Source organism: Streptomyces sp. NPDC093261 (assembly GCF_044753645.1).
Taxonomy (GTDB): Bacteria; Actinomycetota; Actinomycetes; order Streptomycetales; family Streptomycetaceae; genus Streptomyces.
In genome coordinates, this window is sequence record NZ_JBIVNO010000005.1 from 1 (window position 1) to 24,337 (window position 24,337).

Here is a 24,337-nt window from a genome sequence, read left to right on the forward strand (position 1 = left end):
CATGTGCCGCAACCACTCCACCAGCCCCGCCGAGACGCCAACCGCCGGCCGAAAAGACCAGGCCAAAGCACGCATCGCAGGTGAAAACGACCTCTGAGTGTCGGAGTGTTCGTGAGGGTTACATGGATCCCTCTCCAGTTCCAGGGTCACGGCGCTGCACGGCCATGCAGGCAGTCGACACGGTACTGAGCCTCTGCTTGCCACTCGGTCGCGTGGCCTCATACGGGGCTTGTAGGTTGCCATGCGCAACTCGCGAGGAGGAACTCGTATCCTTCGCACCTCGGTGACGTCCGTGCCGTACGTCTCGCGAAACTGGGCGTACTCGGTGTCGGTGGCCGCGTTGGCCGTCGTCATCTCCGCGGCCATAGAGTCAAGATCACACTCCGACGGCACGACGGCGACCCGCTTGAAGTCCATCAGTAGCGGACGGGCCGTCGTGCGGTCGACGTTCACAGGTCACGCACTCGGGTGTGCCCGCGGCTCTGTGCCCCCTAATTGCGGGGTTCCGCTTTCGATGCCGCAACTACCCGTGACCGTCCTCGGACAGGGGCGTCGCCGCCTCGATGGCTCGGTGACCCGCATGATCACGCCGCTCTGTTTAGCGGATGGTCCGGCACGGGCCAGGATGATGCTGTTTCAGCAGCGTGACGTGTGCCCTTGACGGCTCGGTAGAGTCGCGGTAACTGAACTGGAGAGGTAATTGCATGGCCAACGAGATTGTGATCGCGCAGACGACCAGCGACAACGAGGATCATGCGAAGGCGTTGGCCCGTGGTGCGGTCGAGAGCAAGCTGGCAGCGGGCGTTCACATTGATGCGCCGATCACAGCCTTCTACTGGTGGAAGGGGAAGGTCGAGACGGCGCAAGAGTGGCGGATCTCGTACATGACTACGACGGACCGTCTCCCGGCACTGGAGGCGTGGCTGCACGAGAAGCACCCCTACGACGTTCCCCAGTGGATCACGCTGCCCGTGACCGGCGGGTCGGAGGCGTACCTGTCCTGGGTTATCGAGGAGACGGCATAGGTTCTGCGGAGCGCCGGGCCGCCCGTACGACGGCGCTCGCGTCCTGGGCTTACCCGCCTACTGCGTGTGGGGTCTCAGGATGCGAACTTCCGTAGATGGCGGCCGAGTTCCTGCTCACTGTCAGGGAGCGACGAGGCGATAGTCGATGCGCGCTCCTTGCCCATCGTGTTGGGCTTGGCCTCTGCAGCTGCGACGAACTGACGTGACACGTACACCCCTTGATCGACGTCACCCCCACGCAGTAGGGCCGAAGCGAGATCACCGAGGACCACGACGCCCCCGTCCGGTAGTCCGTCTCCGAGGCGGTCGACCGCGGTATCAGCTGTGGACGTGAGCTCGGGACGCCTCAGCTGGCCGTACACGGACAGGGCCAACGAGTCCATGCGGTATGGGGTCACGAACCTGACCCATGCCTGCTCGCTGGCGTGGTCCGCGAAATCGTAAGCGAAGCGCGCTCGGTCTAACGCCCGGAGCGCCCCCACCTCGTCGCCGGCCGCCGCAGCTTCTTCCGCACGCCTACCGAGAACCCAGGCGGCAGCAGTAGCGTTACCGTGGCCGCGCACGTCGTTGGCGGCTTGGGAGAGGAACTCCATCTTCGCCTTTGGCGTCAAAGCGCCGTAGCTGCTGTAGGTCAGGGCCAGGGCTCGGAGTGGAGGATGCCCGGCAGCCGCCGCGCACTGCGACGTGACTTTGTAGTAGGCGTTGGCTTTGTCGTGCTCCCCCAGGTCCCAGGCCACCCAACCGGCCAGAGCGGCGGTTTCTCCGGCGGCGATGGTGAGAGCGCCTTCGTGATCGCCTGCACGAGGCAGGGCCGCAGTGATCGCGTCAAGATGCGACTCGACCGTTTTCTGTAGCCGCCGCGCGCTGAGGTTGAGTTCCTGGACGTGCAGTTCAGCGGCTCGGTCGATGAGCGCGGCGGCAGCGGGCGAATCGATCTTGGCCCCCTTGCTGAGGGCGAAGGCGAGGCGCCCCCAGGGCTCGGCGGCCACGCTCACGCCGATGGTGGCGCTACCCAGGAGCGTGCGACGCTTCACGGCGTCTTGCTCCTCCCCTGCATCGGCATGCCCCTTTCTCTTCCGAGCGCGGGCGGCCTTGGCCTCTCGCTGTAGTTCCTCGAAGGGGACACCACAGGCCGCCGCGATGTGCCCGATCGTGTGGTTGGTAGGAATGTTCTCGAAGTTCTCATAACGGCTGATCTCTCGGCGGGTCATGGTGTCCCGGCCGGAGACAGCGTTGATCGCCTCCGCCTGCTCCTCCTGAGTCCGGCCCGCCTCCTGCCGAAGCCGGAGGAGCAGGTCGGCGAACGGGTCTGGCATGAGTGTGACCTCTGTTGGTGGGCGGAACCCAATCATGGCCTCAATTCCCCCCTGCAGTTTCCCCCTTGCCGTACTTTTCCCCCTCTGGATTCCCCTGGTCGACGGCGTCGCCGCGCGGTGCCATAGCCCACATGACCAGGCTCCAAGAGGCGGCCCCGCCCGGCGGGGGCATCCGTAGCTGTGCGGCTACAGCAGGCGCGTCATGCGTCAGGCCGGTTCAGGAAGACGAGCCCGGCGCATGGGCGAGGGCAGAGGTACCGGCGGCATCCCATGCCTGTCAGGCGGCCCTTCTCCCCGACCTCGCGAAGGTCGGGGAGATGCGGCGCATAGCCAGGGCATTCCTGCGGCGGTGCCGTGTTTCGGAGCCGGTGGCGGGGCTCGTCGTACTGGCCGTCTCGGAGCTGGTCACCAACGCCGTAGTCCACGGTGAGGGCGAAGTCGTGCTCCGCATCACGGTGGGCGTCGACGTGGTGCGTGTCTCGGTAACCGACCACAACCCGGCGCCCGCTGTGCTCAAGGAAGCCGGACCCGACGGTGAATCGGGGCGCGGGATCCGGCTGGTCGACGCGATCTCAGACGCATGGGAGAGCAGCGGCGAGGAGACGTGGTGTGAGTTCCAAGACGCGAGGGCTGCAGCTTGAGCCAGACCTCCAGTTGGTTGCCGACGATGCAAATGGCAAGCCGGGCAGCTCAGTCGCTTCTGTCACACAGGGCGCTCCGAGGGCCGTTCGCTTGCCTTCGCCCAGTAATTCGGTTCGAGCATCTCGCCGGGCCAGGCGGGCTGACGGATCGGGCCACGAGGCCCCATCTGTTCGAAGTACGGTGCCAAGTCGATCACGGGCGTTCCGTCTACAGCATCGAGATCGGTAACCAACAGGTCCCGTCCCTCGACCTTGAGCAGCCGCGGGTAGCTGATCGCCAGTTGATTGGGACGCCGATGGTTGCGGTGGACGAAGGTACCGGTCGGCGGCCAGTCCGGATTCCCGCGGGGGCTGCGTGCGTGGAGCTGGACGTCTTCCGGTCGCGCCAGGTGGAAGAGCCAGGTCACCGTCAGGTGGGAAAACTCTTCGATTCCCTGCAGCGTCTCGAGGGGGTACGCCTCGTTGAGTCGGATGACCGACTCGACGCCGCCCTGGTAATCGTCCTGGACGCGGGTGTGGCCCCCGACAACCGTTGCGATCGATTCGACCTCGTACGTTGCCATCGGCGCTCGTTCCTCTCTAACGGGGGCGCGTGTTCAGCAGCTGCCGTCAATAGCTGCGGACCTGCCCTGTGGTCAGCCTATGGCGCGCAGCATTTCCCGCGCCCGGCGGTCCAGTTCGGCGACGTGGCGGCCACCACGTTGCCGAACAGGCGAGAGGTCGCTCTGCATGCGGACGATGACGTCGCGGGCGCGGCCGGACTGGACGCCAGCCATGGCGTCCAGTGCTTGTCCCCAGGTACCACATGCCTCATCGAGGCGTCCCTGCTGGACCTGGACGGCACCGAGGTAGCCGAGGGTCACACTGTGGGTACGGGCATACTGCTGCCGCCGGCGGGTGGCGACGCTGCGCTGGAAATGCAACTCCGCGTCGAGAGGATTTCCCAGGTCCCGCAAGGCACAGGCAGTCTCGTGAGCGAGGGAGGCTTCCTGGAAGAAGCTGACGCGGTCGGGGGCATCCTCGTTATCGGCACGTGCGAGGTCCCTCTCCGCGCGACTGATGGCCGCGAGACTGCCGCGGCGGTCGCCGTCGGCGGCCAGGGCGCGGGCATGGACTACCGCGAGCAGGGCCTTCTCCCGCGAGCTGGCCTGGCCGTAGTGGGTGCGGGACATGGAGGCGTCAGCCAGGTCGAGTGCTCTACGTGGGTGCCCGAGGTCGACTGCTTGGTGGGCGAGGGCACGCAGGATGTGGCCGCCCAGCGGTCCGTCTGCGGCTTCGGCCGCAATGCGTGCGGCGAGGGTGAGGTAGCGCTGGGCGGTTCGATGCTCGGAGGCGTCGAAGGCCATCCAGCCGGCGAGGTAGGTCATCTCTGCCACGGCCGAGTACGTATCCCGGCGGTGCTGTTCCGTTTGGAACCTGCTGCCCAGGAGCGGCACCGCTTCGTCGCGAAGATGGCCGGCCAGGGCCGAGCGCCCCGAGGCTCCACCGCGCTGCTGGTCCCTCGCGGAGTAGAAGGTGGTCAGTTTGCGGACGTCGTCGATGTCAGCCTGAGTCACCAGCCGGGAGGAGACTGCAGGGCGCGAGGCCGCCGCGGCCGGGGCGGCTGCCCACCATGGAGCGGCAGGCAGGACGAGGCCGGCGGCCGAGTACGCGGTGGTAGCCAACAGCTTGCGTCGGTGCATGTCCAGATCGTCGCTTCCCAGCTCGGCCAGCACGGTCAGAGGGTCGACGCTCCAGTCAGAACTACTGGCAGTGGAGCCTGTCGGCCCATCTTCCAGTCCGAGGTCAGCGAGGGTGAGGCGTCGGCCGAGCCTGCGGGACAGCGTCTCACGCAGGATATGAGGCGCTCGTCCACTGGGCTTCGTGCCCTGGACCCACATGGCGATGTGAGAGCGGGAAATGGCCTCCAGTTCGCGTACACCGCTCTCCGCGGCAACGCGAGCGACCGCGGCGGCTGCTTGGGGCTGGGACCAGCCCGCTTCGCGCAGGAGCGCGGCAAGGGCGACGTTTCTCTCACGGGCCATGTACTGCCCCTCGGTTCCGAAATGATCTTTGACGCCTTTGACGGCCTTGAGGGCCGCGTAGGCATACCGCCTGACAGGGATTCGCGGTTCGCTCAACGTAGCCGCAGGATCACTCACCTTGCACGTCAGTCGCCTGCGGTGCACAGCGTTCCTCGCTCAAGTTGGCTTGATTCATCTAGGAGTTGCGTCATGCGTCCCTCGCTGGCCCTTCGCCGGGCGTGCCAACTCAGTGATCAAGGAAGGAGAAGCCACGCCCTTGGTGAGCCCATCCTGCGACGGGACCCGGCGGCCTCGGCGACGGAAACGGTGGCGCTCGTGCTGGGCGAGGACTCGCCGTTACCCGATACTGCCGCCGATGTGGAGGACCTCGCACTGCGGCTGCGAGGACACGTCAGCCAGCTCGGAGCTCTGACGCCTTCGCAAGAGCCGGCCCTGCTCCGTGCGCAGCAGCTCTGTTCGGGCGGCCTCCCCGATGGCTACATGCCCAGCAGGGTTCACCTGGTCAGGCTGGTCGAGGCGACCCAAGACCTTATCGCTGCCGTGCAGGCCCACGACGTGGCCCCTGCGAAGTCGGTCCAGAGACGGCGCTGGTGGAAGCCGCCGATCAACGTGCTGCGCGGCGCGGTCTTCGCTCTCGCCCTCGCGTGCGTGGTTCTGGCCGCGTCGGTGCCCCGGACATGACCGCCGCCGGGGCAGTTCTGATCGCGCTGATTCTCGGTCCCATGGCGTGGCTGGCTCTTCGTGGTGAGCGAGTATCCGGCCGCATGCTCCACGGGACTTGGATCCCCGGCCGAGGCAGAACAGACCTCCCCCGGACCGGTAACCACCGTGCCTCTCTCACCGACACTTCCCGGCCGCCCCGGCGGCCCCGAAGCCACCCCCGGGTCCACGGGGACTACGGAGACCCACACGATGAAACGCCTCCCGCGCATCGAGCAGTACGGCCTGATCGGCGACATGCAGACCAGTGCCCACGTCTGCGACGACGGTTCGATCGACTGGCTGTGCCTGCCCCGGTTCGACTCGTCGGCCGTCTTCGCCGGCCTGCTCGGCACGCACAAGCACGGCACCTGGCGGATCGCCCCGGCCGCGCCTGGCCCCTTCGGGCCCGAAGCGGTCGCCGAGCGCCGGTACCGCGGTGACACTCTCGTCCTCGAATCGATCTGGCGCACACCGGCCGGGTCGGTCCGCGTCCTGGACTTCATGCCGCCTCGCGACGGGGCACCGCAGGTGATCCGGATCGTCGAGGGTCTGGCCGGTGAGGTGGCAATGGTTTCGGCCATGCGTCCGCGGCCGGGATACGGCAGCGTCAGCCCGTGGATCCACGAGGCCGATGGGCGCATGGTCGCGGAGGCCGGCGCGGACGCACTGTGGCTCGACACCTGCGTCCCGCAGGCGGAGAAGGACGGGGTCGTCGTCAGTGCCTTTGCCATCCGCGCCGGGCAGAGCGTGGCGTTCGTGCTCAGCTGGTGCCCGTCCCACGCACCGGCTCCGGAGATCCCCGACCCGCACGCGGCGCTCACCGAGACGCTCGCCTTCTGGCAGGACTGGACGCAGCAGTGCACCTACGACGGCCCCTACCGTGAGGCCGTGGTCCGTTCCTTGATCGCACTGAAGGCACTGACCTACCACCCGAGCGGCGGGATCGTCGCCGCGCCGACCACCTCGCTGCCCGAGGAGATCGGCGGCCGACGCAATTGGGACTACCGCTTCACCTGGCTGCGCGACGCCGCTACGACCCTGGCCGCGTTACTGGAGACCGGCTACCGGCAGGAGGCGCAGGCATGGCGGCGCTGGCTTCTGCGTTCCGTGGCCGGCGACCCAGAGAACCTGCAGATCATGTACGCGATCACCGGGGAGCGTGATCTTCGGGAACGGGAGTTGCCCTGGCTGCCCGGGTATGAGGGCTCGACGCCGGTGCGGGTCGGGAACGGGGCGGCGGACCAGCTCCAGCTCGACGTGTACGGCGAGGTGATCGAGACCCTGTACCTCGCGCACGAGAGCGGTGTGGCCCACTGTGCCGACACCGCGGTCCTGCACCAGCGGCTCGTCGAGCACCTGGCACAGCGCTGGCGGGAGCCCGACGAGGGGATCTGGGAGATCCGCGGGGCACGCCAGCACTTCGTCCACTCCAAGGTGATGGCCTGGGTGGCGATCGACCGCACCATCCGCCTGGCCGAAGCCGGCGCGCTCGACATCGACCTGGCCCGCCTGACCGAGCTGCGGGCAACCATCCACCACGAGGTCTGCACCAGGGGCTTCGATCCGGTGCGCAACACCTTTACCCAGTCCTACGGTTCCAAGGAACTCGACGCCGCCACACTGCTGATCCCCCGCGTTGGCTTCCTGCCGCCCAACGACGCACGCGTCATCGGCACCGTGGACGCAGTGCGTCGTGAACTCTCCACGTCAGACGGACTCGTACGCCGGTACCCGACCATCGGCGACCACACCGGGATGGACGGTCTGACTGGAGACGAGGGCGCATTCGTCCTCTGCTCCTTCTGGCTCGTCGACGCCCTGGCCCTGACCGGCCGCCTCGACGAGGCCCACGCCCTGTTCGAACGCCTCCTCGCACTGCGCAACGACCTCGGCCTCCTGGCCGAGGAGTACGACCCCGTCCAGCAGCGCCAGCTCGGCAACTTCCCGCAGGCATTCAGCCACATGGGGCTGATCCAGAGCGCCCGGCTCCTTCAACTCCTGGCGACGCAGTCCCCCCACCGCAGCCCGGTCGCGTCTCCGTCACCCAGCTCGACCCCACGCAGCACACACCAGACCTGCGCAGACCTGACGCCGCAGCACGCCTAGCCACCCCCACCCTGACGAGGATTCCCATGCCTGACAGCGCCTTTGCGGCAGGGCCAGCCGCCACCGGCCACCGCCGACGGCGGCCTCAGATCGACGCGTTCACGCTGCACCGTGTCCACCGCGCCGTCGCACTGCCCCTAGTGCTCCTTGCCGCACTGCTTGGTGCCGCCTTCATCCTCTGGTCGGTGTCCGCAGTGGGCCCCGGCTGGCTCCTCGCCGGCCTGGTCTGCGGACTGGCGGGGGTCGCCACGCTGGCGGCTCGCGGAGCGCGAACGGCTGCAGGGGCCGTGCAGACGGCTGCGGAGCATGCCCAGGCAGCGGCACTGGCAGCGATCGCAGGAGCAGCGGCGGCCGTCGAAAAGTCGGTGCAGTGGTCGGCAGACGAGCTGTGCCGCGGGGGACGGCCTCCGCTGCCGGACCTGCAGGTGCCACCATCGGCCAGTCCGAACGTCGAGATCAACAAGGCGTTGAGTGCCCTCCAGGTGCAGGCCATCGCGTCGCTGATACGGGTGCACGACGAGTCCCAGTCCGTCGTACTCCTGGAAGTGCTGCGTCGCCTGGCCATGCGCGAGCACGCGCTGGTCGGTAAGGCGCTTGAGGCACTGAGCCAGCTGGAGATGCTGACCGACGACCCGGAGCTGCTCGCCAAGATCTTCGAGATCGATCACCTCGTGACGCGGATGCGTCGCCAGGTCGAGAGCACGGCGGTGCTGGGCGGGCAGTCCCTGCGCAGCGTGCGTCGGCCCGTTCCCGTCAAGAGCGTGCTGCGCGGCGCCGTCTCCGAGGTCGTGCAGTATCCGCGGGTGGCGGTTGCGGCGGGGTCCGTGGGCGCGGAGCTGGGCCTTCCCGGCCATGTGGGTTCGGACCTGACGCACCTGCTGGCTGAGCTGATCGAGAACGCCTGTGAGTGTTCCGATCCGGCTACGAAGGTGATGGTGCGTGCGCAGCGGGTGGCGAACGGGTTGGCGGTCGAGGTCGAGGACCGGGCCATCCCCATGCATCCGCAGACGCGGGCGCAGATGAACCACCTGCTCCAGGCCCCCGAAGAGGTCGACGTCAGCGGCCAGGTGCGAGCGGGGCAGCTCGGCTTGCTGGTCGCCGCGAAGATCGCCCAGTCGCACGGGCTGTCCGTTCTCCTGCAGGAGAACGTGACGGGAGGCACCACCGCCCTGGTGGTCATCCCGGCACGGCTCCTAGTAGCGATTCCCTCCGTCGACGATGCGAGCGCGCTGCCCCAGGACGCCCGCCCCTTGGCGCCGCAACCGCAGCCGGTTGCCGCGACCCCAGCCACTCCGAGGCCGGGGCAGGTCCCACACCCCGGTACCGCAGGGGCTCCGGAACCCGCACGGGCAGATCACTCTGCTGATGCGCCCGCCCTTCCCATGCGTAGACGCCAGGCCGGCACCTTCCATCCGCCACACGAGCGGGAGCAAGCCCCCGTGACCGCGGCGACGCCAGGGCTCGCAGCCGCCTTCCGCACCGGCATCCAGGCCGGCGGGCAAGCCGGTTCTCCCACCGCTTCGACAGAGCACCCCAGGCCCTGAACCTCGTCCCTCCACGTTCCCGGTGGCCGTTACATCCGCTGGCCCTTCCCCCCTTTCTGGAGCGATCCCTATGAGTACCCACCCCGCGATGAACAACGTGACCGGCGACGCACCCGCAACCGAGACAACGGCAAGCGGACAGCGGGACAACATGGCGTGGCTGCTGCGGCAGTTCGCCTCCGACACGACGGGCGTCACGCACGCCGTCCTGCTCTCGCGGGACGGACTGCGGCTGCTGGACAGCGACGTCGACAAGGACTGGGCGGACGAACTGTCGGCCGCCATCAGCGGAGTGGCCTCACTCGCGGCGAACATCACCGGTCCCACCCACAAGAAGAGGCCGGCGAGGCAGGTCGTCATCGAGCGAGACGACTGTCTGATCTTCGTCCAGAGTTCCGGTCGCAGCGCGGCCTTCGAGGGCCATCCCGGCAACGAACGGGGAGTGGTGGACACGGTCCTCGCGGTGATCGCGACCATGGACGCCGATGCCGGCACCGTCGGGTTCGAGATGGGGCGCCTGGTGCAGAAGTTCGCCCCCTACATGCAGATCCCCGTCCGCGTCGGCACGGGTGATGAGGTCCGGTGACCGCACACGGGAGCGCGGCCGAGGATTCGACATTCGTGCGGACCTACACCCTGACGCGCGGTCGCACCCGGCCACGGCATCTGCTCGGCCTGGACACGGTGCTGGACGCTGGACCCGGGCGGCCCGGCCCGGGCCAGGCCGAAGAATGCGCAGAGATCCTCGCCCTGTGCCGGGAGCACCGGCGTTCGGTGACCGAGCTGGCGGGCCGACTCGGCCGTCCCGTAACCGCCGTCAAGATCCTCATCTCCGACCTCCTGGACGCCGACGCCCTGGTCGTCCCCGTCACCGCCTATGCCGCGTCCGACGCGCATGCACGTCCCTCTGCACAACTGCTGGCGGCCCTATCTGCGGGCCTGAAGAGGAAGTGGCCCGATGCCATCGCCTACCCCCAGGCCGGGTGACCCGGCCGTGGTGCTGCGGCCGTCGTCGCGCCCGCGTACCGGTGCACCGACCGTGCTTAAGGTCGTGATCGCTGGCGGTTTCGGCGCGGGCAAGACCACCGCCGTGGGTGCCGTCAGTGAGATCACGCCGCTGAGCACGGAGGAGTACCTGACCGAGGCGAGCGCGGACGTGGACAGCCTGGCGGGCGTCGAGGCCAAGCAGACCACCACGGTCGCCTTCGACTTCGGTCGCCTCAACCTGCCCTACGCGCCCGTGCCCCTGGAATTGTTCCTGTTCGGCACGCCCGGCCAGGACCGGTTCGTCGACCTCTGGTACGACCTCTGTCGCGGAGCCGTCGGCGCGGTCGTCCTGGTCGACACCCGCCGCCTGGAAAGCAGCTTCACCCCCGTCGGTTTCTTCGAGGACATCGGCCTGCCCTTCGTCGTCGCGGTGAACCAGTTCGACGGAGCACATCGTTACCACCCCGATGAGGTCCGCACCGCCCTCGAACTGCCCGCCTCTGTGCCGGTGGTCACCTGCGACGCCCGCGATCCGAACCACGTCGCTGGCGTCCTGCTGACCCTCGTTGGTCACGCCTTGAAGAGCGCATCGGCAAGCCCCGCTCGCCCCGCATCCACTACCACCTTTCAGGACGCCTGATGTCGTATCAGCCCAACGACCCCTACCGCGCGCGGCAGACCGCCCCCCTCACGCAGTCGCTGCCGCGACGTACCATGCGGGACGTCACCCATGGGCCATCCCTCCCCGCCGGCGCCGCCGTCCCCGTCCCGCAGGCCCAGCAGGCGACCGAGCTGGCGCAGCGGTACGAGCTGCTGGATCGCCTAGGCGTGCCCACCGCTGCCAGCGAGGACTTCGACGAACTGGCCCGCGGCATGGCAACACAAGCCGGGTTCCTGTACGGCTTCGTCAACCTCTTCCTGGAGGAGCAGACCTTCGTCGGTCTGCACCAGCCGTCCGCGGACAGCGGGTACGTCATCGTCGGCCGCACCATGAGCCGCGACCACGGCTGGTGCCCGGAGGTCATGGCCCGCAAGAAGGCCCTTCCGCTGCACGACGTGCACGCCAGCCCGCGCTTCAGCGGCAACCCCGTGGTCGATGCGGTCGGGATCCGCTCCTACTTCGGTGCCCCGCTCATCCACGACAGCGGCACCGTGCTGGGCACGGTGTGCGTCATCGACCCCGAGAAGCGGCCCCTGAGCGAGGCCCGACGGCTGAGAGACATCGTCATCAACGCCGGCGTCCGGGTGATGGACCACATCGCCCGCGCGCCCGTCCGCTAGTCCGTTGCACGACCCCCCACCCGGGAGCCGCAGGCGATCCCCGGCCGCTCCACCGTGCGACCTTCATCCAGGGAGAGGGAGAGGACCATGCCCGCCACACCCACCACGCCGCCGCCGGCGCTGCGCCCCTATCTCAACGCCCGCCACGAACTGCTGTGGGACGAGGCGGACGCCTTCGCGGCCGAGCACATCGCGCCGCGCGCCGCACGCATGGAGGCCGCCCCCGGCAGGGTGGAGCGCAAGGTCGCCGACCTGATGGCCGCACGACGCTGGTTCGCCGTCAGCGTCCCGTCCTCCTTCGGCGGGCTGGACGCCGGACACGTGGCCAAGACAATCCTCGTCCACCGCATTGCCCGCGTCTCGGCGGCTGCGGCGGCCATCCTCCAGGCCACGCTGATCCCCGTCGGCGCCCTGCTGCACTTCGCCACCTACGAGCAGAAGGGCCGCTGGCTGCCCCGCGTAGCGGACGGTTCACTGCTCTTGTCGATCGCCGTGACCGAACCGCGAGCCGGCGGACACATCGGCGGCATCGAGACCATCGCCGAGCGCGTCGGCAACGAATGGGTGATCACCGGCAGCAAAATCCACATCGGGAATAGCCACCTCGCGGGAGCCCACCTCGTGGTCGCCCGGACCGCCAAGGCAGGCGTGAGCACCTCCCAGGCGCTGACCGCGTTCATGGTCGAATCCAAGCGCCGAGGGCTCTCAGTCGCCGACCACCGTCCCGGCCTCGGCCTGCACGGCTTCTCCGCCGGCCGCCTCGACCTCGATCATGTCCGCGTCCCCGAGGAAAACGTGGTCGGAGAGATCGGCCAGGGGCTGGGCGTAGCGCAGAGCAGCAGCATCCTGTACGGCCGTCCCAACCTGGCCGCAGTCAGCCTGGGAATACACGAGGCAGTCGTGGCCACCTCGACCGCTTACCTCAAGACGCGCTCCCGCTACCGGGGCGCCCTCTCCGATCTGCCGGTTCTGCGGGACCGCATCGGTGACATGGAGGCCCGCCTGCGCGCCGGGCGAATCCTGGCCTATCAGTCCGTGCACCTCCTCGACCAGGGCCTGCCCTGCGACACCGACCTGATCAACGCCAAGTACCTCGGCCACCAGTGGGCGATGCAGTCAACCCAGGACGCCATGGAGCTGCACGGCGCCCACGCCCTCAACGGCGACTACATCCTCCAGCGCCTGTGGCGCGACATCCAGTTCACCTACCCACCGGCCGGAACCGGCGAAGTCCAGCGCATACGCCTCGCCGACGCCGCCTTCGACGAGGCCCACATCCAGTGGTCAGAACGTCTCGCCGCCGAAGCGGCGTGGGCCCGCCCCGACCCGACAGCCGCATGAGCCCCCGTGTGCGGCGCCCCGTGAATCCAGACCGCCGCGCACGGGCCCGTGTCGCCGGCCCCCGTCCCCCGCGGGGTCCGGCGACACCCCACCCGTATCCCTCAACCCAGCCGCGAAAGAGACACCCGTGACCCCACGCATGATGACCAGCGCACCGATCACCCCCCTGACCCCGACCCAGCAGCGCGTCGCCCAGCACCTCGTGGACGGCCTCGGCCCTCAAGAGATCGCCGCGAGGACCGGGCTGTCGGCCGTGACCGTCCGCCAGTACGTACGCGACATCCGGGAGAGCCTCCACTGCCCGCCCCGCTGCAAGCCCCCGGTGATCGTGCACTTCCTGTGCAACGCCCGGCAGGTCGCTCCGCCCACAACGGACAGGCCAATGCCGGAACTCAGTCCAGAGCAGCAACTGTTGCTGCGGGCGGTCGCTGAGCACAGCAATCCCAGCGACATTGCTGCCATAGCCAAGATCGCGCCCGCCGACGTGCGAGCCGCACATGACGAACTGCTCGACAAGACCGGGGCGGCCAACACCACCCAACTTGTCGCCTGGGCCCACGCGTGGGGCCTGTTGGGCGCCAGGCGGGCCACCACGATGGAGAGCGGAGCGAGCCAGTGAATGCCTCACCCGCTTCTGCGGCCATCGAGTCCTCCCCCGCGCCTCGAAGCCAGTGCGCGAAAGGGTTACCGGCCGTGTACGAGATGCGGTCGTTGCGCACCGACGCCGAACGGGACGAGGCCGCGGCCCTCGTCCAGGACCGTCAGCGCTGGCTCGCCATGCGCGGGGTGCCTACACCCGCCCGGTCCGATATCCCGGCCCTGTTCCGCGCCCCGCAGGTGAAACCGGCTGGACTGTTCGAGGACGGGCTGCTGCTGGCCTGCATGATCCCGCAACGCGGGCCCGACCTCGGATGGGGCGAAGGCCCGTGCCTCTTCCTGGACTGCGTCCACACCCTGCCCGGTCACTCCGATGACACCGTCCGGCTGATCACTCTGTGGGCCTCCGACTTCGCCGCCCGGCTCGAGGTACCGCTTGTGCGGGCCGAGGCCATGGCCCGCCATCCTCTCGACGTCGATCCGATCGCCACATTCCTTCGTCGGCTCACCGACATGGGCTGGGACGTCCGTGGATCGGGCACCGGACAGCACCATGAGCGAGTCGCGCGCCTCGAACTCACCGCTGAGCTTCGGCCTGGGCTGAGCGCGCTCATCGGCTGCCAGGTCCACGAGCCGCAGTCCGCCGCCGACCAGCGGAGTATCGCGTGAGGACCGCGGAACCGCTGCGGCCGGACCTCGCCCGCGAACTCATCGCCCGCGCCGCACAGTCGGCAGCACGCCGGGCCAGACGCGTACGCAACCAGCTCGACGCCGTCCACCTCGGCCAGGACCGTCACGCTGAGCACGCCGACACCAAAGTGCTGCGCCGCATCCTGGCCGAACATGACTGGCCCGGCCACCGTCTCGTGGGCCCCGACGCAGCACGTGCCGCCTGGAGCATCGCTCTTCACGCCGACGACGAACCCGACTTCCAGCGGGCGGCCACCACCCTTTTGAAACGTGCGGTCCAGGACGGCGATGCGCGCATCCAGCACTGGGCCCACCTTCACGACCGCGCCCTGGTCAACAGCGGGCGCCCCCAAGAGTTCGGGACGCAACTCGTCCTCAGCGCAGCAGGGGTGGAGCTGTGCCCACTGCGTGCGCCGCAGTTGCTGGACCAGCGAAGGGCCGCCGTCGGACTGCCGCCGATCGCCGTCGCTTTGGACACTGTGCGCCGCCGGTACGCCCTGGATCGCATTGTCGGCGGCTCACCGGCCGTCGTGCTAGCGGGGGTCGCATGACGCAGCGAGCCCCGCAGGCTTCCACAGACCCGCCCTCGCCCCAGATCACTTTGCGTGAAAGGACCGTTAAAGCATGAAGCTCACCACCGCCGTCCTCGCTGCCGGCGCCGCGGTTTCCCTCGCCACCGTCGTGGTCGGAGCCGCCCGGCTGAGGCAGGACGCGCGGCACCAGGCCGAACGAAACGAGGCGACCGTCGCGCGCAACCAACTCGACTGGCTGACGCAGATGTCCGCCAACCCTGACCTCGCCAAGCTCTGGACGCCCGAGGACCTGGACGTCGAGGAGTACATGCAGCTGCTGAAGGCCAACCAGCTCATCTGCATGCTCAGCCTGCGCGACCGCCTCGGCTTCATCCGGGAGGGGCGTCTGCCGTTCTACGCCTCGAAGCTGATGGAGAGGGACGTCTGCCGGCGGTACTGGGCCCGTTTCGGCGGCCTCCGCGCTCAGGAGGCCGAGGCCAATGAGCGCGCCGAGCACTTCACCAAGGTGCTGGACAAGGCCGCGAAGAACCACCTGGGGGCACAGCCCGTAGCCGCCTGAAGAGGCGGCTGCCCCACCCCGCCCGAATCCGCCACACCCTCACCTCTCGGAGAAATCGAATGGGCTTCACTGCGGTTCCACTACCGCCCGGCATTTTCACCATCGGTAAGAAGTTCGCCTTCGAGGCTGGCCATCGGCTTCCCCGGCTGCCGCATGAGCACAAGTGCTCCCGCCAGCACGGGCACAGCTACGAGGTTGAGGTCATCCTCACTGCATCCGCGCTGGAGGATCCCGGCTTTGTCACGGACTTCGGTGCGCTCGCCCCGTTCAAGTCGTTCCTGGACACCGAGCTCGACCACCACAACCTGCACGAGATCCTGCCCTTCGAGCCCACCTCGGAGCGCCTGGCCCAGTTCCTGGCCGGCTGGTTCGTTCAGAACCTCCAATCGGAGATCCCCGGCCGCCTTGTCGCCGTCCTGGTCCGCGAGACCGCAAGCAGCTGGGCCCGCTTCGATGTGGTGGGCCAATGACCACAACCAAGCGGCTCAACCTCGAACCGGAAGCTGCCGAAGGCGAATCCCTGATCGTCGCGGAGTGCTTCGGTACCGAGGTGCCGACGTTTCAGGGCGAGGGCCCAAGCTGTGGACACCCGGCCCTGTTCATCCGCCTGTCCCGGTGCAACCTCACTTGCACGAGATGCGACACGAAGTACACCTGGGACTGGTCTCGGTTCGACCCGCACGAGGAGTCGACGAGGCAATCCGTCGCGGGCCTGGTGGCCTGGGCCACGTCTTCACCGGTCGAGCTGGTCGTGATCACCGGCGGCGAGCCGTTGATCCAGCAGGCGCGACTGGTGCCTCTCGTCCGGGGACTGATAGCAGCCGGCAAGCGGATCGAGTGCGAGACGAACGGCACCATCGCGCCCACTCCCGAGCTGGTGGCCGACGGGGTCCGGTTCAACGTCTCGCCCAAGCTTGCCAGCTTCGGCGTGAAGGAGACCAAGAGCATCGTGCCAGCCGCGCTGGAGGCGTTTGTGGCCTCCGGGCGGGCGGCGTTCAAGTTCGTCGCTTCCACGGTGGACGACCTCGACCGGATCGCCGAGCTGGCCGACGCCCACCGGCTCGCGCCGGTGTGGGTGATGCCGGAGGGCACCACCCCCGAGGTGATCACCGCGACTACCCGGGTCCTCGCGGACGGGGTCGCGGCCCGGCACTGGCACTTCACCACCCGCCTTCACGTGTTGGCCTTCGCGGACGCCCGAGGCCGCTGACCGCACGCGACTCCACGCCCCATCCGTTCCCCAGTCCCCGGAAACGAGAGACGCCCATGACGACCTCTATCGCCAGCCCTGCGGCGGCGCCGACCGCTGCCGTCGCCGGGCCCGCTGCGGTCATCGACACCGGCCGGGTCGCCGGCCTGATCCACCAGCTCTTGGTCGAGCTGGGCGAGAACCCCGCCCGCGAGGGGCTGACCGGCACCCCGGACCGCGTCGCGGCCTGGTGGAGAGCCTTCCTGTCCCCGGACGGCGCCGAAACGGCCACCTGCTTCACCGAGTCCCAGCTGGGTGGTCAGCTGGTCATCGTGGGCGGCATGAGCGTGTGGTCGCTCTGCGAGCACCACATGCTGCCCATGAACTTGCAGGTCACGGCTGGATACGTGCCGGATGGCGAGGTGGTGGGCCTTTCGAAGTTCGGTCGGATCGCCCAGCACTTCGCCGGCCGACTGCAGGTCCAGGAACGCTTCACCCGCCAGGTCGCCGAATACCTCAACGGCGTGATCGGACACGAGAACATCGCCGTCGCCGTACGCGGCGTGCACCTGTGCATGAGCATGCGGGGCGTACGGATGGAGGAGGCTCGCACCACCACGGTGCACTCGGGCGGGCGCTTCGGCACCGACCCCGTCCTTTCCCAGCAGTTCCTCACCCTCACCACCGGCCTGTGGGGGGCGTCGTGATCACCACCGCGGGCATCGACTTCTCCGTCATCGCTCCGCCTGCCTACCTGAAGAACTTCGTCGCCCAGGAGCCGGCCCGCGTCCACCACGTGGCCGCCCAGCACGTGCTGTCCGACGAGAGCTACCGGGCCTTCTTCGCTCACGAGGCCGAGCGCGGCGCCGAGATCATCATCGACAACGGGCTCTTCGACCTCGGCTACGCCCTGCCGGCGGAAAGCCTCGTCGAAGCCGCGCTGGCGGTATCCGCGAGGGAGATCATCCTGCCGGACGTCATGCGGGTCGGGGCCGCGACCTTGAAGGCGAGCGAGAAGGCCGCGCGAGAGATCCGGAAGCTGTCCGGCGACGCATTCCGGCTGTGCGCTGTCCTGCACGCCGCTGACGACGACGAGTGGCTGCGCACCTACGACGCCTTCGTGACCAGCGGCTGGGCCGGGGCCATCGCCCTGCCGGCCTCGCGTCGACCGGATCCCGACGAGCAACTGTGCCGCACCCGCTGGTTGGCGACCGCCTACCTGCAGGATCGCGGCCTGGTCGACGATCTGCTCATCTACCGGCTGCTCGGTCTGGGCCGGACCGGGCACCTGGAGCTGATCGAGCAGCGCGAGCACGAGTGGATCTCCTCCGTGGACGGCGCAGCCCCGGTCATCCTCGGCGCTATGGGCATCGCCCTGCTGCCCGAAGGGCCATACGAGAAGCCCTCCACGCCCCGCATCGAGAAGCTCGGCCCGATCCCCGAAGACCGGTTCGACCTCATCCGGAAGAACATCTCCGTCGTTCGCGCGGCGGCCGGCAGCACCGTGACGATCGCCGAGGAGCACCGATGACGCCCTTACTCGCCGACCCGACCCCCGGACTCCTGCACGCCGCCCCGATCGAGCCGGCCGGGCACACCATGACCCACGCGAGGCTGCTGCGCTACCTGGAGATCAAGGTCCACCACCTCATCCAGGACCAGGACTGGGACAGCATCCGCGTCATCGGCGGCTACGACCGCACGGCGGTGATCTCCCGGTACGAGAAGACCGGGAAGCTGTTCAACATCGAACGGCCCACCGCAGAGATCCACGGCCGTGACCTCATCGTCAAGGCGTTCCCCGGAGCCGACTACGTCCAGCACTACGCCCTGATCATCGCCACGTATCTGGCCATGACCGGCCGCCCAGTCGGCACCGTCACCTATCAGCCGCCCGAGCAGGAGGAGTGCCGAACGGCGCTCGACGCGCTCGACCTGGAACTGGACGGCGACCTGGTGATCGTCGGCTGGGGCCTTCAGTACCTCGCTCCCGAGAACGGAGTGTGGACCCGCGGACCCGGCTACGCCTGGCAGCGCCTCGACGTCGCCGGCCGTCGCGTGGTCTACCTCGGGTTCCTCCACAGCATCTGGGGAGACGTGGCCGGACGGGTCGTCACGCGCCTTGCCGAACTCGGCGCAGGCGACGTCGTCTACGTCGGCAAGGTCGGCTCGCTGACCCCCGGCGTCGAACCGAACGCCTGGCTGGCGACCGGCAACACCAGCCTGGTACGCGGGGCGATGGTGAGCTGGGACGACTTCTTCGGCGACTACGCCGCCGCCCACGACGGGGTGCGCAGCGGCCTGCACGTGTCCTCCCCGTCGATCCTGCTGGAGAACCGCGACTGGCTGGCCCAGCACACCGCCTCGTACGCCTTCGTCGACCCGGAGATCGGCCCCATGGGGGCGGCGGCGCGCCAGGCGGGGATCAGATTCGGTTACCTCCACGTCATTTCCAACAACCTCGCCACGCACTATCCCGCCGACCTGTCCAATGAGCGTCACAGCGACGTCCTGCGCCAGCGCGCCGTCCTGGTGGACCGCATCCGCACCATCATCACCGGCCGCCTGACCGCCAGCCCGACCCACCCCCTGGGAGAATCCCGATGACGGCGAACGCGCCGACCACCACCGCAGCCGGGAAGCTGATCACCTTCGTCGGTGGTGACGGGGCCGGCAAGTCCACCCTCGCCGCCCGCCTGCACCAGGCCCTCAACGACGCCGGCCACACGGCAGTCCTCATCGGCAAGCACAGCACCGACGTCCGCCGAGACCCGGAGCTGTCCGCCTACCTCGACCGCCTCAACGCGCTGGTCTACCGGCGCGACGCCGGCGTCGCCCAGGCATGCGGCGACCACTACTGGCTGCTTGCCCTGGCCTCCTGGTACACCCTGCAGGACCGGCTCGTCATCCAGCCGGCCCTCGCCGCGGGAACCCACGTGATCCTCGACAACGCGCACCACAAGATCCTCGCTCGGTACGCGGTCAACCCCGAGGTCTCCCCCCGCCTGTGCGAGCAGGTCTTCGCGCATCTCACAAAGCCGGACCTGGTGTTCTTCCTGAACATCGGTGCTCGCGAGGCTCTCGTCCGCAAAGGCTCGTTCACTTCCCTGGAGGCCGGCCACGCCGGCGGCGGTGACGAGGACTTCATCCGCTACCAGGACACCGTCCTGGACCAGATGCGCGAACAGGCGGAGCGCGGCGCCTGGCTGACGCTGGACGTCGCCCAGTTGGACCGCGACCAGGTCTTCAAGGCCGCCGCCGCTGCCCTGGCCGACCGTCTGCGCCTGACCGTCTAAACCGGCCCTCCCTCCCCGATCGACAAGGAACGCACCATGGACCAGGCCCTGCCCGTCAGCGGGACATACGTCTGTCACGGCATCACCTGGGCGAGCGCAGACCCCCGCCTTCTGCTCGCCCCCGTGACCGGCGGACCACTCGTCTACGCCCCGGTCATGGGCAGGCGCCTGAGTTACCAGGTGAGCGGTACCGGCCGGTGGTGCACCGGCCGGTACCGGTTCGCCGACCGCGTCCGCGTCGAGGCGGTCGCCTGCCCTGACCGGGCCCCGGCCGAGGCGGGCAGCCAGTGCGCGGCCTGCGCCGGGCGGGACGACTTCCGCTTCGCCCACCGGTTCCACTCCGGCGGGCACGTTCCCGACGCCCTGGCGGCGTACATGGCCCAGCCGCACTGGCTGTACCTGGCGACGTTCGCCGACGGCACCACCAAGATCGGCACCGCGGCCGAACCCCGTAAGCGCTCCCGCCTCGACGAACAGGGTGCCCTGATCGCTACCTACCTCGCCCGGAGTGCTGACGGCCGCGCCGTGCGGTTCCTGGAGGATGCCCTCACCCGCCACCTCGGCCTGACGCAGACCGTGCGAGCCGCGGCCAAGCTGACGGCCCTGGCCGAGCTGCGCGACCTCGCCCCGGCCGGTGCCGCCCACCATCAGCACCTCGACCGCGCCACCGCGGCCCTGAGCGGCCTGAACGTCCCGGCCACACCGGAGCCGTGGACGCCGTCCGGCGAAGGCGAACTGCTGCGCACGCCGAAGACCGGGCGCGCCTTGTACCCGCACGACCCACGCTCCGGTGAGCACGGACTGACGGTGCTCTCCTGCCTCGGCTCCCAGGTCCTCGCCACCCTCGACGGCGACGGTGAACAACTGCCCTACCTGCTCGACCTCGGCACCCTCAAGGGCCGGCGCATCGTCCTCGGCGCACAGTTCTCCTCACCGCCCGCCGCCGTACAGGCCGCACTCTTTTGACCCTGCCCGAACACCCGGCCTGCACTGCCGGGCCGCTCTGAGAAGCGAGGCCACAGCAACATGGCACCCCAGGACGCCATCCTCGGCTGGGACGAGGACAGCAACGCCGAGGCATACAACGCCTTCACCCGCGCCCATCCCATGTACGACGCGACCAGCCGCGACCTTGCCCGCCGAGGCCATCTGGACAACGCCAGCCTGGTGGTCGACCTGTGCGGCGGCGCCGGCGCGACCGCCCGCGCGATCCTCGACGTGATCCCGGCCCGCGCTCGGGTCGTCTCCGTCGACAACGCCGCCGCGATGCAGCGTGTCGGTCGCCGCACCCTGACCGACGCCCGCCTGACCTGGATCACCTCCCCGGCCGAACGGCTCGCCGACCACCTGCACGCCAGCAGCTCCGACGCCGTAGTGTGCAACTCCGCGATCTGGAAGACCGACACCGCCGCAGTGTTCGCAGCCGTCGCCCACATCCTGCGCCCAGGCGGGCACTTCGTCTTCAACATCGGCGGCGGCTTCGCCGGCGTCCGGCACCCCGACGAACTGTCAACCCGCACCGGGCCTTCCCTAAACGCCCTCATCCGCCAAGTCGCCGCTGAGACCCACGGATACACCCCACCGCCGCGCGACGCGGACAGGCCGCCGAAGCTGCCGCTGAAAACAGTCACCGAGCAGCTGACCGCAGCCGGACTGACTATCGTCGGCACAGAGCTCACCGCCCAGCACAGCACCATGGCCGAGAAGAAGGCGTGGCTGTCCATCCCCGTCTTCGCGCGGCCCGAAGGCGACTTCACCCACGCCCAGCGGATGCAGATCCTCGACACCGCCTACGCCATGACCACCCCCGATGCCCCGGCCGTGACGAGCTGGCTCGTCGTCGTCGCCCAACGGCCAAAGGCCGCCGCATGACTCCGGCCGCCCCGGCTCCCGGCGGCGGGGCCCGCCTCTGTGACCACGCAAGCGTCGGGGTACTGATCTCCTCCCCGAGCGGCCTGCTGGTGTTCGAGCGGGCGATTCCTCCGGCCGGAATCGCCCCGGTCGCCGGCCACATCGACGAGCATGGCGGCCCCGAGCAGGCCGCGCGCGACGAAGTCACGGAAGAGGTCGGTCTCACCGTCACCCACCTGCACCTGCTGCTGGACCAGTGGCGGCCCAACCACTGCCACCGCACGCCCAGCGGTCCGGTCGGCCACCACTGGTGGATCTTCCAGGCCGAGGTTTCCGGGTCGCTGTGCCCCTCGCCCCGGGAGGTCCGCGCCCCTCGGTGGATCCACCCGGCCCAGCTGCAGCAGCACGCGCTGCAGACCGCCGCGCACGCCAACGGATGCCTGGACCGTGAGGAGTTCGAACGCGCACCCGGCCTGGAGCCGGTGTGGTGCCGCTTCCTGCACGACCTTGAGCTCGTCACCCTGCCCTCGGCCGACCTCGACCGGATCGAGGCCCTCCTGTGAACGGCGGCCAGGGGCCTACCTCAGCGGGAGCCGACCGCCCGGCCGGCTGCCAGACGGCAAGCGTGCGCACGGATCCGCTCGCGGTCTTCGGGGAAGACACTGTCCCAGCCTGTGTCCAGGCGGAACCATGCCGCCGGCTGGTTCTGCTCCCCGGCGAGCGGCACGTCACGGCCCACGATCGCGGCGTAGGACAGGCCCAGCGTCGGAGACCAGTCGGCCCGGTAGGAACGCACCGCCACGGCAGCGGGCTCGGGCAGCAACTCGGTGCGCAGGCCGGTCTCCTCCAGCAGCTCTCGTGCCGCCGCCGCACGCGGCGCCTCGCCCGGCTCCACCTTGCCACCGGGCGGCACCCATCCGCGCACGCGGTGCTTGACCAGCAGGACGTGCTCGAAAGCAGGGTCGGTGACCCACACCTCGGCCGCCAGCGGCTCCATGGGATGTCGGCGGGCTTCCTCCAGCCAGGCCCGTGCACCGTCGAACTCCCACGCGGCGAGGCGGGCATCCGCAACAGCCTCGTCCAAGATCACCTGACCGACTTCACCATGACTCACCCGCCCCACCCTAGGCCGACGAACCGGCCGGACGTCGCAGCGACGAGCAGGCAGCCATCCGGGGATGTCCGGCCGACCCGGTGGCCCCTTCGGGCTGCAGGGCGATCACCCGTGGCACCCGCTTCACACGAAGGAGACCAGCGTGCCCGATGAGCAGCCCTCGGACCGGGGAGCCTGGGTCGTCCTCGGCGGCGTCCACCTCCTCAACGGCACCGCGCCACGGCGACCAGACGAGCCGATCGTGCTCGTCCGGGTGCCACCGCAGGAGGTATGCCAGCCGGCCACCACCGTGATCGTCCGCTGGAACGCGCTGGGGCCCTGCCCGGCCGAAGCGCTGCACTCCGGCGGCACCCGGCTCGGGGCGGCCAGGATCGACGGCGGCGAACTGTTCCCCGACGCCATCGCCGGTCGCGCCCTGCGCGGCCTGGTCGGTACCGAGGACACCCCCGGCCTGGTGCCGCTGTGCTACCTGGCTGAACATCCCGGCGGCGGCTACCACGCGTACGCGCAGATCCGCTTCCATCCCGAGGACGCCTGCTTCGTCCGCACCACCCGGGAACCAGTCGGCCACGGCCCGGTCGAGGAACTGCGCTGGTTCGACCCCGTGCTGACGGCGCACGCAGAGTCGAGCACGGCGCTCAACAACCATCTGCGGTACTTCCGCAAGCACTTCTCCGGCACCGAGCTGGAGTTCAAGTACACCCTTGCCCCGGCACCGGACATCTGGTCCGCGTCCATGGAACTGCTCAAGGCACTGCGCGACGGCAAGCTGGAAGGCTGCCGTCCGGAGTACCGGGAAGAGTTCCAGATCCACCACACCGAGAACCATCTGTTCGACGTCACCGGCCCCGAGCCCGAGATCGGCTACGCCTCCTTCATCCCCACCGTCACCGCCGGGCACGTGCTCAAACGAAAGTGGTTCACCGAGGACGCCTTCGCCCGCCGCGAGGAACTCACCCCTGGCCTCGACATCACCCCCGACCGCTTCGAGACGTTCCTGCGCGAAGACCTGAACCTCCAGGTCCGGGCCATGCCGCCCTTCCAGCGCGTCCGTTACGACATCCAGTGCGAGTCGCTGCGCACCGGACACGTCTACGGCATTTTCCTCGACCGCTGCGCCCTCCTGGCGGCCCCCGACGTGGTGCTCTCCCAGTGCGAGCTGGAGTACCTCCGCTCACGCAGAATCCTCGACCACGACCAGGACGAGATCCTCATCGAGATGAAGCGGATCGACAGCTGGCTCTGCGAGTACCTCGCCAGTCACGGTTGGGCCGCCGAGCACACCTTCTACTCCAAGCGCAGCTTCCTTCGCGACGCCGTCGCCCTCCGCCCGGACCTCGCCACGCCATGACTGACCAAGCGCCCCCCGGCAATCCCCCGCAGGAGGTACCGCAACCCACATGAGTGATCGAACACTGCATCACAGCCCGCCCCGCCCGACCGCACAGGGAGAGAGCCCGGTATTCGAAATCACGTTCTAGATTTCGCTCCCCTCCACCCGTTACGGCTACAGCAGGACCGCCGTTACCCGATCACCTGTC

Annotated in this window: 28 protein-coding genes; 24 read left to right on the forward strand and 4 right to left on the reverse strand. The window is 69.1% G+C overall.

All coding sequences use genetic code 11. The features are described 5' to 3' along the window. Positions 1–704: 704 nt before the first annotated feature. Positions 705–1,025 carry a divalent-cation tolerance protein CutA gene (gene cutA / locus ACIP94_RS13950; RefSeq protein ID WP_402424305.1) on the forward strand — a complete coding sequence of 107 codons (321 nt, stop codon included), beginning with the start codon at positions 705–707 and terminating at the stop codon, positions 1,023–1,025. A gap of 74 nt (positions 1,026–1,099) precedes the next feature. Here cutA and ACIP94_RS13955 read toward each other — a convergent pair whose 3' ends face one another. Next, positions 1,100–2,341, reverse strand: a complete 1,242-nt coding sequence (locus tag ACIP94_RS13955; protein ID WP_145870868.1) for a helix-turn-helix transcriptional regulator — start codon at positions 2,339–2,341, stop codon at positions 1,100–1,102. 131 nt (positions 2,342–2,472) lie between these two features. Here ACIP94_RS13955 and ACIP94_RS13960 point away from each other — a divergent pair, with 131 nt between their 5' ends. Then, positions 2,473–2,982, forward strand: coding sequence for an ATP-binding protein (locus ACIP94_RS13960; protein ID WP_167794341.1), 510 nt, complete (start codon positions 2,473–2,475; stop codon positions 2,980–2,982). A gap of 62 nt (positions 2,983–3,044) precedes the next feature. Here ACIP94_RS13960 and ACIP94_RS13965 read toward each other — a convergent pair whose 3' ends face one another. Together ACIP94_RS13965 and ACIP94_RS13970 are read right to left on the reverse strand one after the other, a co-directional pair. Beyond that, positions 3,045–3,545, reverse strand: a complete 501-nt coding sequence (locus ACIP94_RS13965) for an SAM-dependent methyltransferase (protein WP_382102928.1) — start codon at positions 3,543–3,545, stop codon at positions 3,045–3,047. Positions 3,546–3,617: 72 nt separating this feature from the next. Then, positions 3,618–5,006 (reverse strand): Tat pathway signal protein, encoded by a 1,389-nt coding sequence (locus tag ACIP94_RS13970; RefSeq protein WP_382102953.1) that lies wholly within the window; start codon positions 5,004–5,006, stop codon positions 3,618–3,620. A gap of 189 nt (positions 5,007–5,195) precedes the next feature. Between ACIP94_RS13970 and ACIP94_RS13975 the strand changes: the two genes are divergently transcribed. From ACIP94_RS13975 to ACIP94_RS14075, 21 genes are all read left to right on the forward strand, one after another. After that, positions 5,196–5,687 (forward strand): DUF6415 family natural product biosynthesis protein, encoded by a 492-nt coding sequence (locus tag ACIP94_RS13975; protein ID WP_402424309.1) that lies wholly within the window; start codon positions 5,196–5,198, stop codon positions 5,685–5,687. 231 nt (positions 5,688–5,918) lie between these two features. After that, on the forward strand, positions 5,919–7,814 hold the full coding sequence (locus ACIP94_RS13980; RefSeq protein WP_402424312.1) for a glycoside hydrolase family 15 protein: 1,896 nt from the start codon (positions 5,919–5,921) through the stop codon (positions 7,812–7,814). 26 nt (positions 7,815–7,840) lie between these two features. Beyond that, on the forward strand, positions 7,841–9,358 hold the full coding sequence (locus tag ACIP94_RS13985; RefSeq protein WP_402424314.1) for an ATP-binding protein: 1,518 nt from the start codon (positions 7,841–7,843) through the stop codon (positions 9,356–9,358). A gap of 70 nt (positions 9,359–9,428) precedes the next feature. After that, the gene (locus ACIP94_RS13990) at positions 9,429–9,944 is read left to right on the forward strand and encodes a roadblock/LC7 domain-containing protein (RefSeq protein WP_061916021.1); all 516 of its coding nucleotides are present in this window, start codon (positions 9,429–9,431) and stop codon (positions 9,942–9,944) included. After that, positions 9,941–10,345: a DUF742 domain-containing protein gene (locus tag ACIP94_RS13995; RefSeq protein WP_006143017.1), complete on the forward strand. Its 405-nt coding sequence runs from the start codon at positions 9,941–9,943 to the stop codon at positions 10,343–10,345. Before ACIP94_RS13990 ends, ACIP94_RS13995 begins: the two co-directional genes overlap by 4 nt. Before the next feature lie 7 nt (positions 10,346–10,352). Continuing rightward, positions 10,353–10,985 carry a GTP-binding protein gene (locus tag ACIP94_RS14000; protein WP_402424317.1) on the forward strand — a complete coding sequence of 211 codons (633 nt, stop codon included), beginning with the start codon at positions 10,353–10,355 and terminating at the stop codon, positions 10,983–10,985. Next, a complete protein-coding gene (locus ACIP94_RS14005; RefSeq protein WP_402424320.1) occupies positions 10,985–11,626 on the forward strand; it encodes a GAF domain-containing protein in 642 nt (213 codons plus the stop codon). The genes ACIP94_RS14000 and ACIP94_RS14005 overlap by 1 nt, the downstream gene beginning before the upstream one ends. 87 nt (positions 11,627–11,713) lie before the next feature. Further along, entirely contained in the window at positions 11,714–12,967 is a 1,254-nt protein-coding gene (locus ACIP94_RS14010) for an acyl-CoA dehydrogenase family protein (protein WP_402424323.1), read from the forward strand. A gap of 127 nt (positions 12,968–13,094) precedes the next feature. Further along, positions 13,095–13,586, forward strand: a complete 492-nt coding sequence (locus ACIP94_RS14015) for a LuxR C-terminal-related transcriptional regulator (RefSeq protein ID WP_402424326.1) — start codon at positions 13,095–13,097, stop codon at positions 13,584–13,586. A 74-nt stretch (positions 13,587–13,660) separates the two neighbouring features. Beyond that, on the forward strand, positions 13,661–14,233 hold the full coding sequence (locus tag ACIP94_RS14020) for a hypothetical protein (protein WP_073948156.1): 573 nt from the start codon (positions 13,661–13,663) through the stop codon (positions 14,231–14,233). Further along, positions 14,230–14,805 (forward strand): DUF6624 domain-containing protein, encoded by a 576-nt coding sequence (locus tag ACIP94_RS14025; RefSeq protein ID WP_176119292.1) that lies wholly within the window; start codon positions 14,230–14,232, stop codon positions 14,803–14,805. The genes ACIP94_RS14020 and ACIP94_RS14025 overlap by 4 nt, the downstream gene beginning before the upstream one ends. Before the next feature lie 73 nt (positions 14,806–14,878). Then, positions 14,879–15,346, forward strand: coding sequence for a DUF6082 family protein (locus ACIP94_RS14030; RefSeq protein ID WP_402424330.1), 468 nt, complete (start codon positions 14,879–14,881; stop codon positions 15,344–15,346). A 59-nt stretch (positions 15,347–15,405) separates the two neighbouring features. Further along, entirely contained in the window at positions 15,406–15,816 is a 411-nt protein-coding gene (locus ACIP94_RS14035) for a 6-carboxytetrahydropterin synthase (protein WP_073948153.1), read from the forward strand. Then, positions 15,813–16,556 (forward strand): 7-carboxy-7-deazaguanine synthase QueE, encoded by a 744-nt coding sequence (locus ACIP94_RS14040; protein WP_334540805.1) that lies wholly within the window; start codon positions 15,813–15,815, stop codon positions 16,554–16,556. The genes ACIP94_RS14035 and ACIP94_RS14040 overlap by 4 nt, the downstream gene beginning before the upstream one ends. 56 nt (positions 16,557–16,612) lie before the next feature. Continuing rightward, positions 16,613–17,242, forward strand: a complete 630-nt coding sequence (gene folE, locus ACIP94_RS14045; protein ID WP_334540804.1) for a GTP cyclohydrolase I FolE — start codon at positions 16,613–16,615, stop codon at positions 17,240–17,242. Then, complete coding sequence (locus ACIP94_RS14050) at positions 17,239–18,066, forward strand: hypothetical protein (RefSeq protein WP_402424334.1); 828 nt, start codon at positions 17,239–17,241, stop codon at positions 18,064–18,066. The genes folE and ACIP94_RS14050 overlap by 4 nt, the downstream gene beginning before the upstream one ends. Continuing rightward, complete coding sequence (locus ACIP94_RS14055) at positions 18,063–19,142, forward strand: hypothetical protein (protein ID WP_402424337.1); 1,080 nt, start codon at positions 18,063–18,065, stop codon at positions 19,140–19,142. The genes ACIP94_RS14050 and ACIP94_RS14055 overlap by 4 nt, the downstream gene beginning before the upstream one ends. Continuing rightward, positions 19,139–19,831, forward strand: a complete 693-nt coding sequence (locus ACIP94_RS14060) for a dTMP kinase (RefSeq protein WP_402424340.1) — start codon at positions 19,139–19,141, stop codon at positions 19,829–19,831. The genes ACIP94_RS14055 and ACIP94_RS14060 overlap by 4 nt, the downstream gene beginning before the upstream one ends. 36 nt (positions 19,832–19,867) lie before the next feature. Next, complete coding sequence (locus ACIP94_RS14065; RefSeq protein WP_402424343.1) at positions 19,868–20,797, forward strand: DUF2797 domain-containing protein; 930 nt, start codon at positions 19,868–19,870, stop codon at positions 20,795–20,797. A gap of 60 nt (positions 20,798–20,857) precedes the next feature. After that, the gene (locus tag ACIP94_RS14070; protein WP_402424345.1) at positions 20,858–21,703 is read left to right on the forward strand and encodes a class I SAM-dependent methyltransferase; all 846 of its coding nucleotides are present in this window, start codon (positions 20,858–20,860) and stop codon (positions 21,701–21,703) included. After that, on the forward strand, positions 21,700–22,245 hold the full coding sequence (locus ACIP94_RS14075; protein WP_402424348.1) for an NUDIX hydrolase: 546 nt from the start codon (positions 21,700–21,702) through the stop codon (positions 22,243–22,245). The genes ACIP94_RS14070 and ACIP94_RS14075 overlap by 4 nt, the downstream gene beginning before the upstream one ends. Before the next feature lie 20 nt (positions 22,246–22,265). On the opposite strand, the gene ACIP94_RS14080 is transcribed toward ACIP94_RS14075, so the two are convergent. After that, complete coding sequence (locus ACIP94_RS14080) at positions 22,266–22,766, reverse strand: NUDIX domain-containing protein (RefSeq protein ID WP_402424350.1); 501 nt, start codon at positions 22,764–22,766, stop codon at positions 22,266–22,268. Between the two features lie 172 nt (positions 22,767–22,938). Here ACIP94_RS14080 and ACIP94_RS14085 point away from each other — a divergent pair, with 172 nt between their 5' ends. Next, entirely contained in the window at positions 22,939–24,147 is a 1,209-nt protein-coding gene (locus tag ACIP94_RS14085) for a hypothetical protein (protein WP_402424352.1), read from the forward strand. Positions 24,148–24,337: the final 190 nt, after the last annotated feature.

Bases quoted from the DNA above. Each gene is read 5' to 3' on its own strand.
- cutA (WP_402424305.1), top strand. From the start codon at position 705: ATGGCCAACGAGATTGTGATCGCGCAGACGACCAGCGACAACGAGGAT.
- ACIP94_RS13955 (WP_145870868.1), bottom strand. From the start codon at position 2,341: ATGCCAGACCCGTTCGCCGACCTGCTCCTCCGGCTTCGGCAGGAGGCG.
- ACIP94_RS13960 (WP_167794341.1), top strand. From the start codon at position 2,473: ATGACCAGGCTCCAAGAGGCGGCCCCGCCCGGCGGGGGCATCCGTAGC.
- ACIP94_RS13965 (WP_382102928.1), bottom strand. From the start codon at position 3,545: ATGGCAACGTACGAGGTCGAATCGATCGCAACGGTTGTCGGGGGCCAC.
- ACIP94_RS13970 (WP_382102953.1), bottom strand. From the start codon at position 5,006: ATGGCCCGTGAGAGAAACGTCGCCCTTGCCGCGCTCCTGCGCGAAGCG.
- ACIP94_RS13975 (WP_402424309.1), top strand. From the start codon at position 5,196: ATGCGTCCCTCGCTGGCCCTTCGCCGGGCGTGCCAACTCAGTGATCAA.
- ACIP94_RS13980 (WP_402424312.1), top strand. From the start codon at position 5,919: ATGAAACGCCTCCCGCGCATCGAGCAGTACGGCCTGATCGGCGACATG.
- ACIP94_RS13985 (WP_402424314.1), top strand. From the start codon at position 7,841: ATGCCTGACAGCGCCTTTGCGGCAGGGCCAGCCGCCACCGGCCACCGC.
- ACIP94_RS13990 (WP_061916021.1), top strand. From the start codon at position 9,429: ATGAGTACCCACCCCGCGATGAACAACGTGACCGGCGACGCACCCGCA.
- ACIP94_RS14005 (WP_402424320.1), top strand. From the start codon at position 10,985: ATGTCGTATCAGCCCAACGACCCCTACCGCGCGCGGCAGACCGCCCCC.
- ACIP94_RS14010 (WP_402424323.1), top strand. From the start codon at position 11,714: ATGCCCGCCACACCCACCACGCCGCCGCCGGCGCTGCGCCCCTATCTC.
- ACIP94_RS14030 (WP_402424330.1), top strand. From the start codon at position 14,879: ATGAAGCTCACCACCGCCGTCCTCGCTGCCGGCGCCGCGGTTTCCCTC.
- ACIP94_RS14035 (WP_073948153.1), top strand. From the start codon at position 15,406: ATGGGCTTCACTGCGGTTCCACTACCGCCCGGCATTTTCACCATCGGT.
- ACIP94_RS14040 (WP_334540805.1), top strand. From the start codon at position 15,813: ATGACCACAACCAAGCGGCTCAACCTCGAACCGGAAGCTGCCGAAGGC.
- folE (WP_334540804.1), top strand. From the start codon at position 16,613: ATGACGACCTCTATCGCCAGCCCTGCGGCGGCGCCGACCGCTGCCGTC.
- ACIP94_RS14055 (WP_402424337.1), top strand. From the start codon at position 18,063: ATGACGCCCTTACTCGCCGACCCGACCCCCGGACTCCTGCACGCCGCC.
- ACIP94_RS14060 (WP_402424340.1), top strand. From the start codon at position 19,139: ATGACGGCGAACGCGCCGACCACCACCGCAGCCGGGAAGCTGATCACC.
- ACIP94_RS14065 (WP_402424343.1), top strand. From the start codon at position 19,868: ATGGACCAGGCCCTGCCCGTCAGCGGGACATACGTCTGTCACGGCATC.
- ACIP94_RS14070 (WP_402424345.1), top strand. From the start codon at position 20,858: ATGGCACCCCAGGACGCCATCCTCGGCTGGGACGAGGACAGCAACGCC.
- ACIP94_RS14075 (WP_402424348.1), top strand. From the start codon at position 21,700: ATGACTCCGGCCGCCCCGGCTCCCGGCGGCGGGGCCCGCCTCTGTGAC.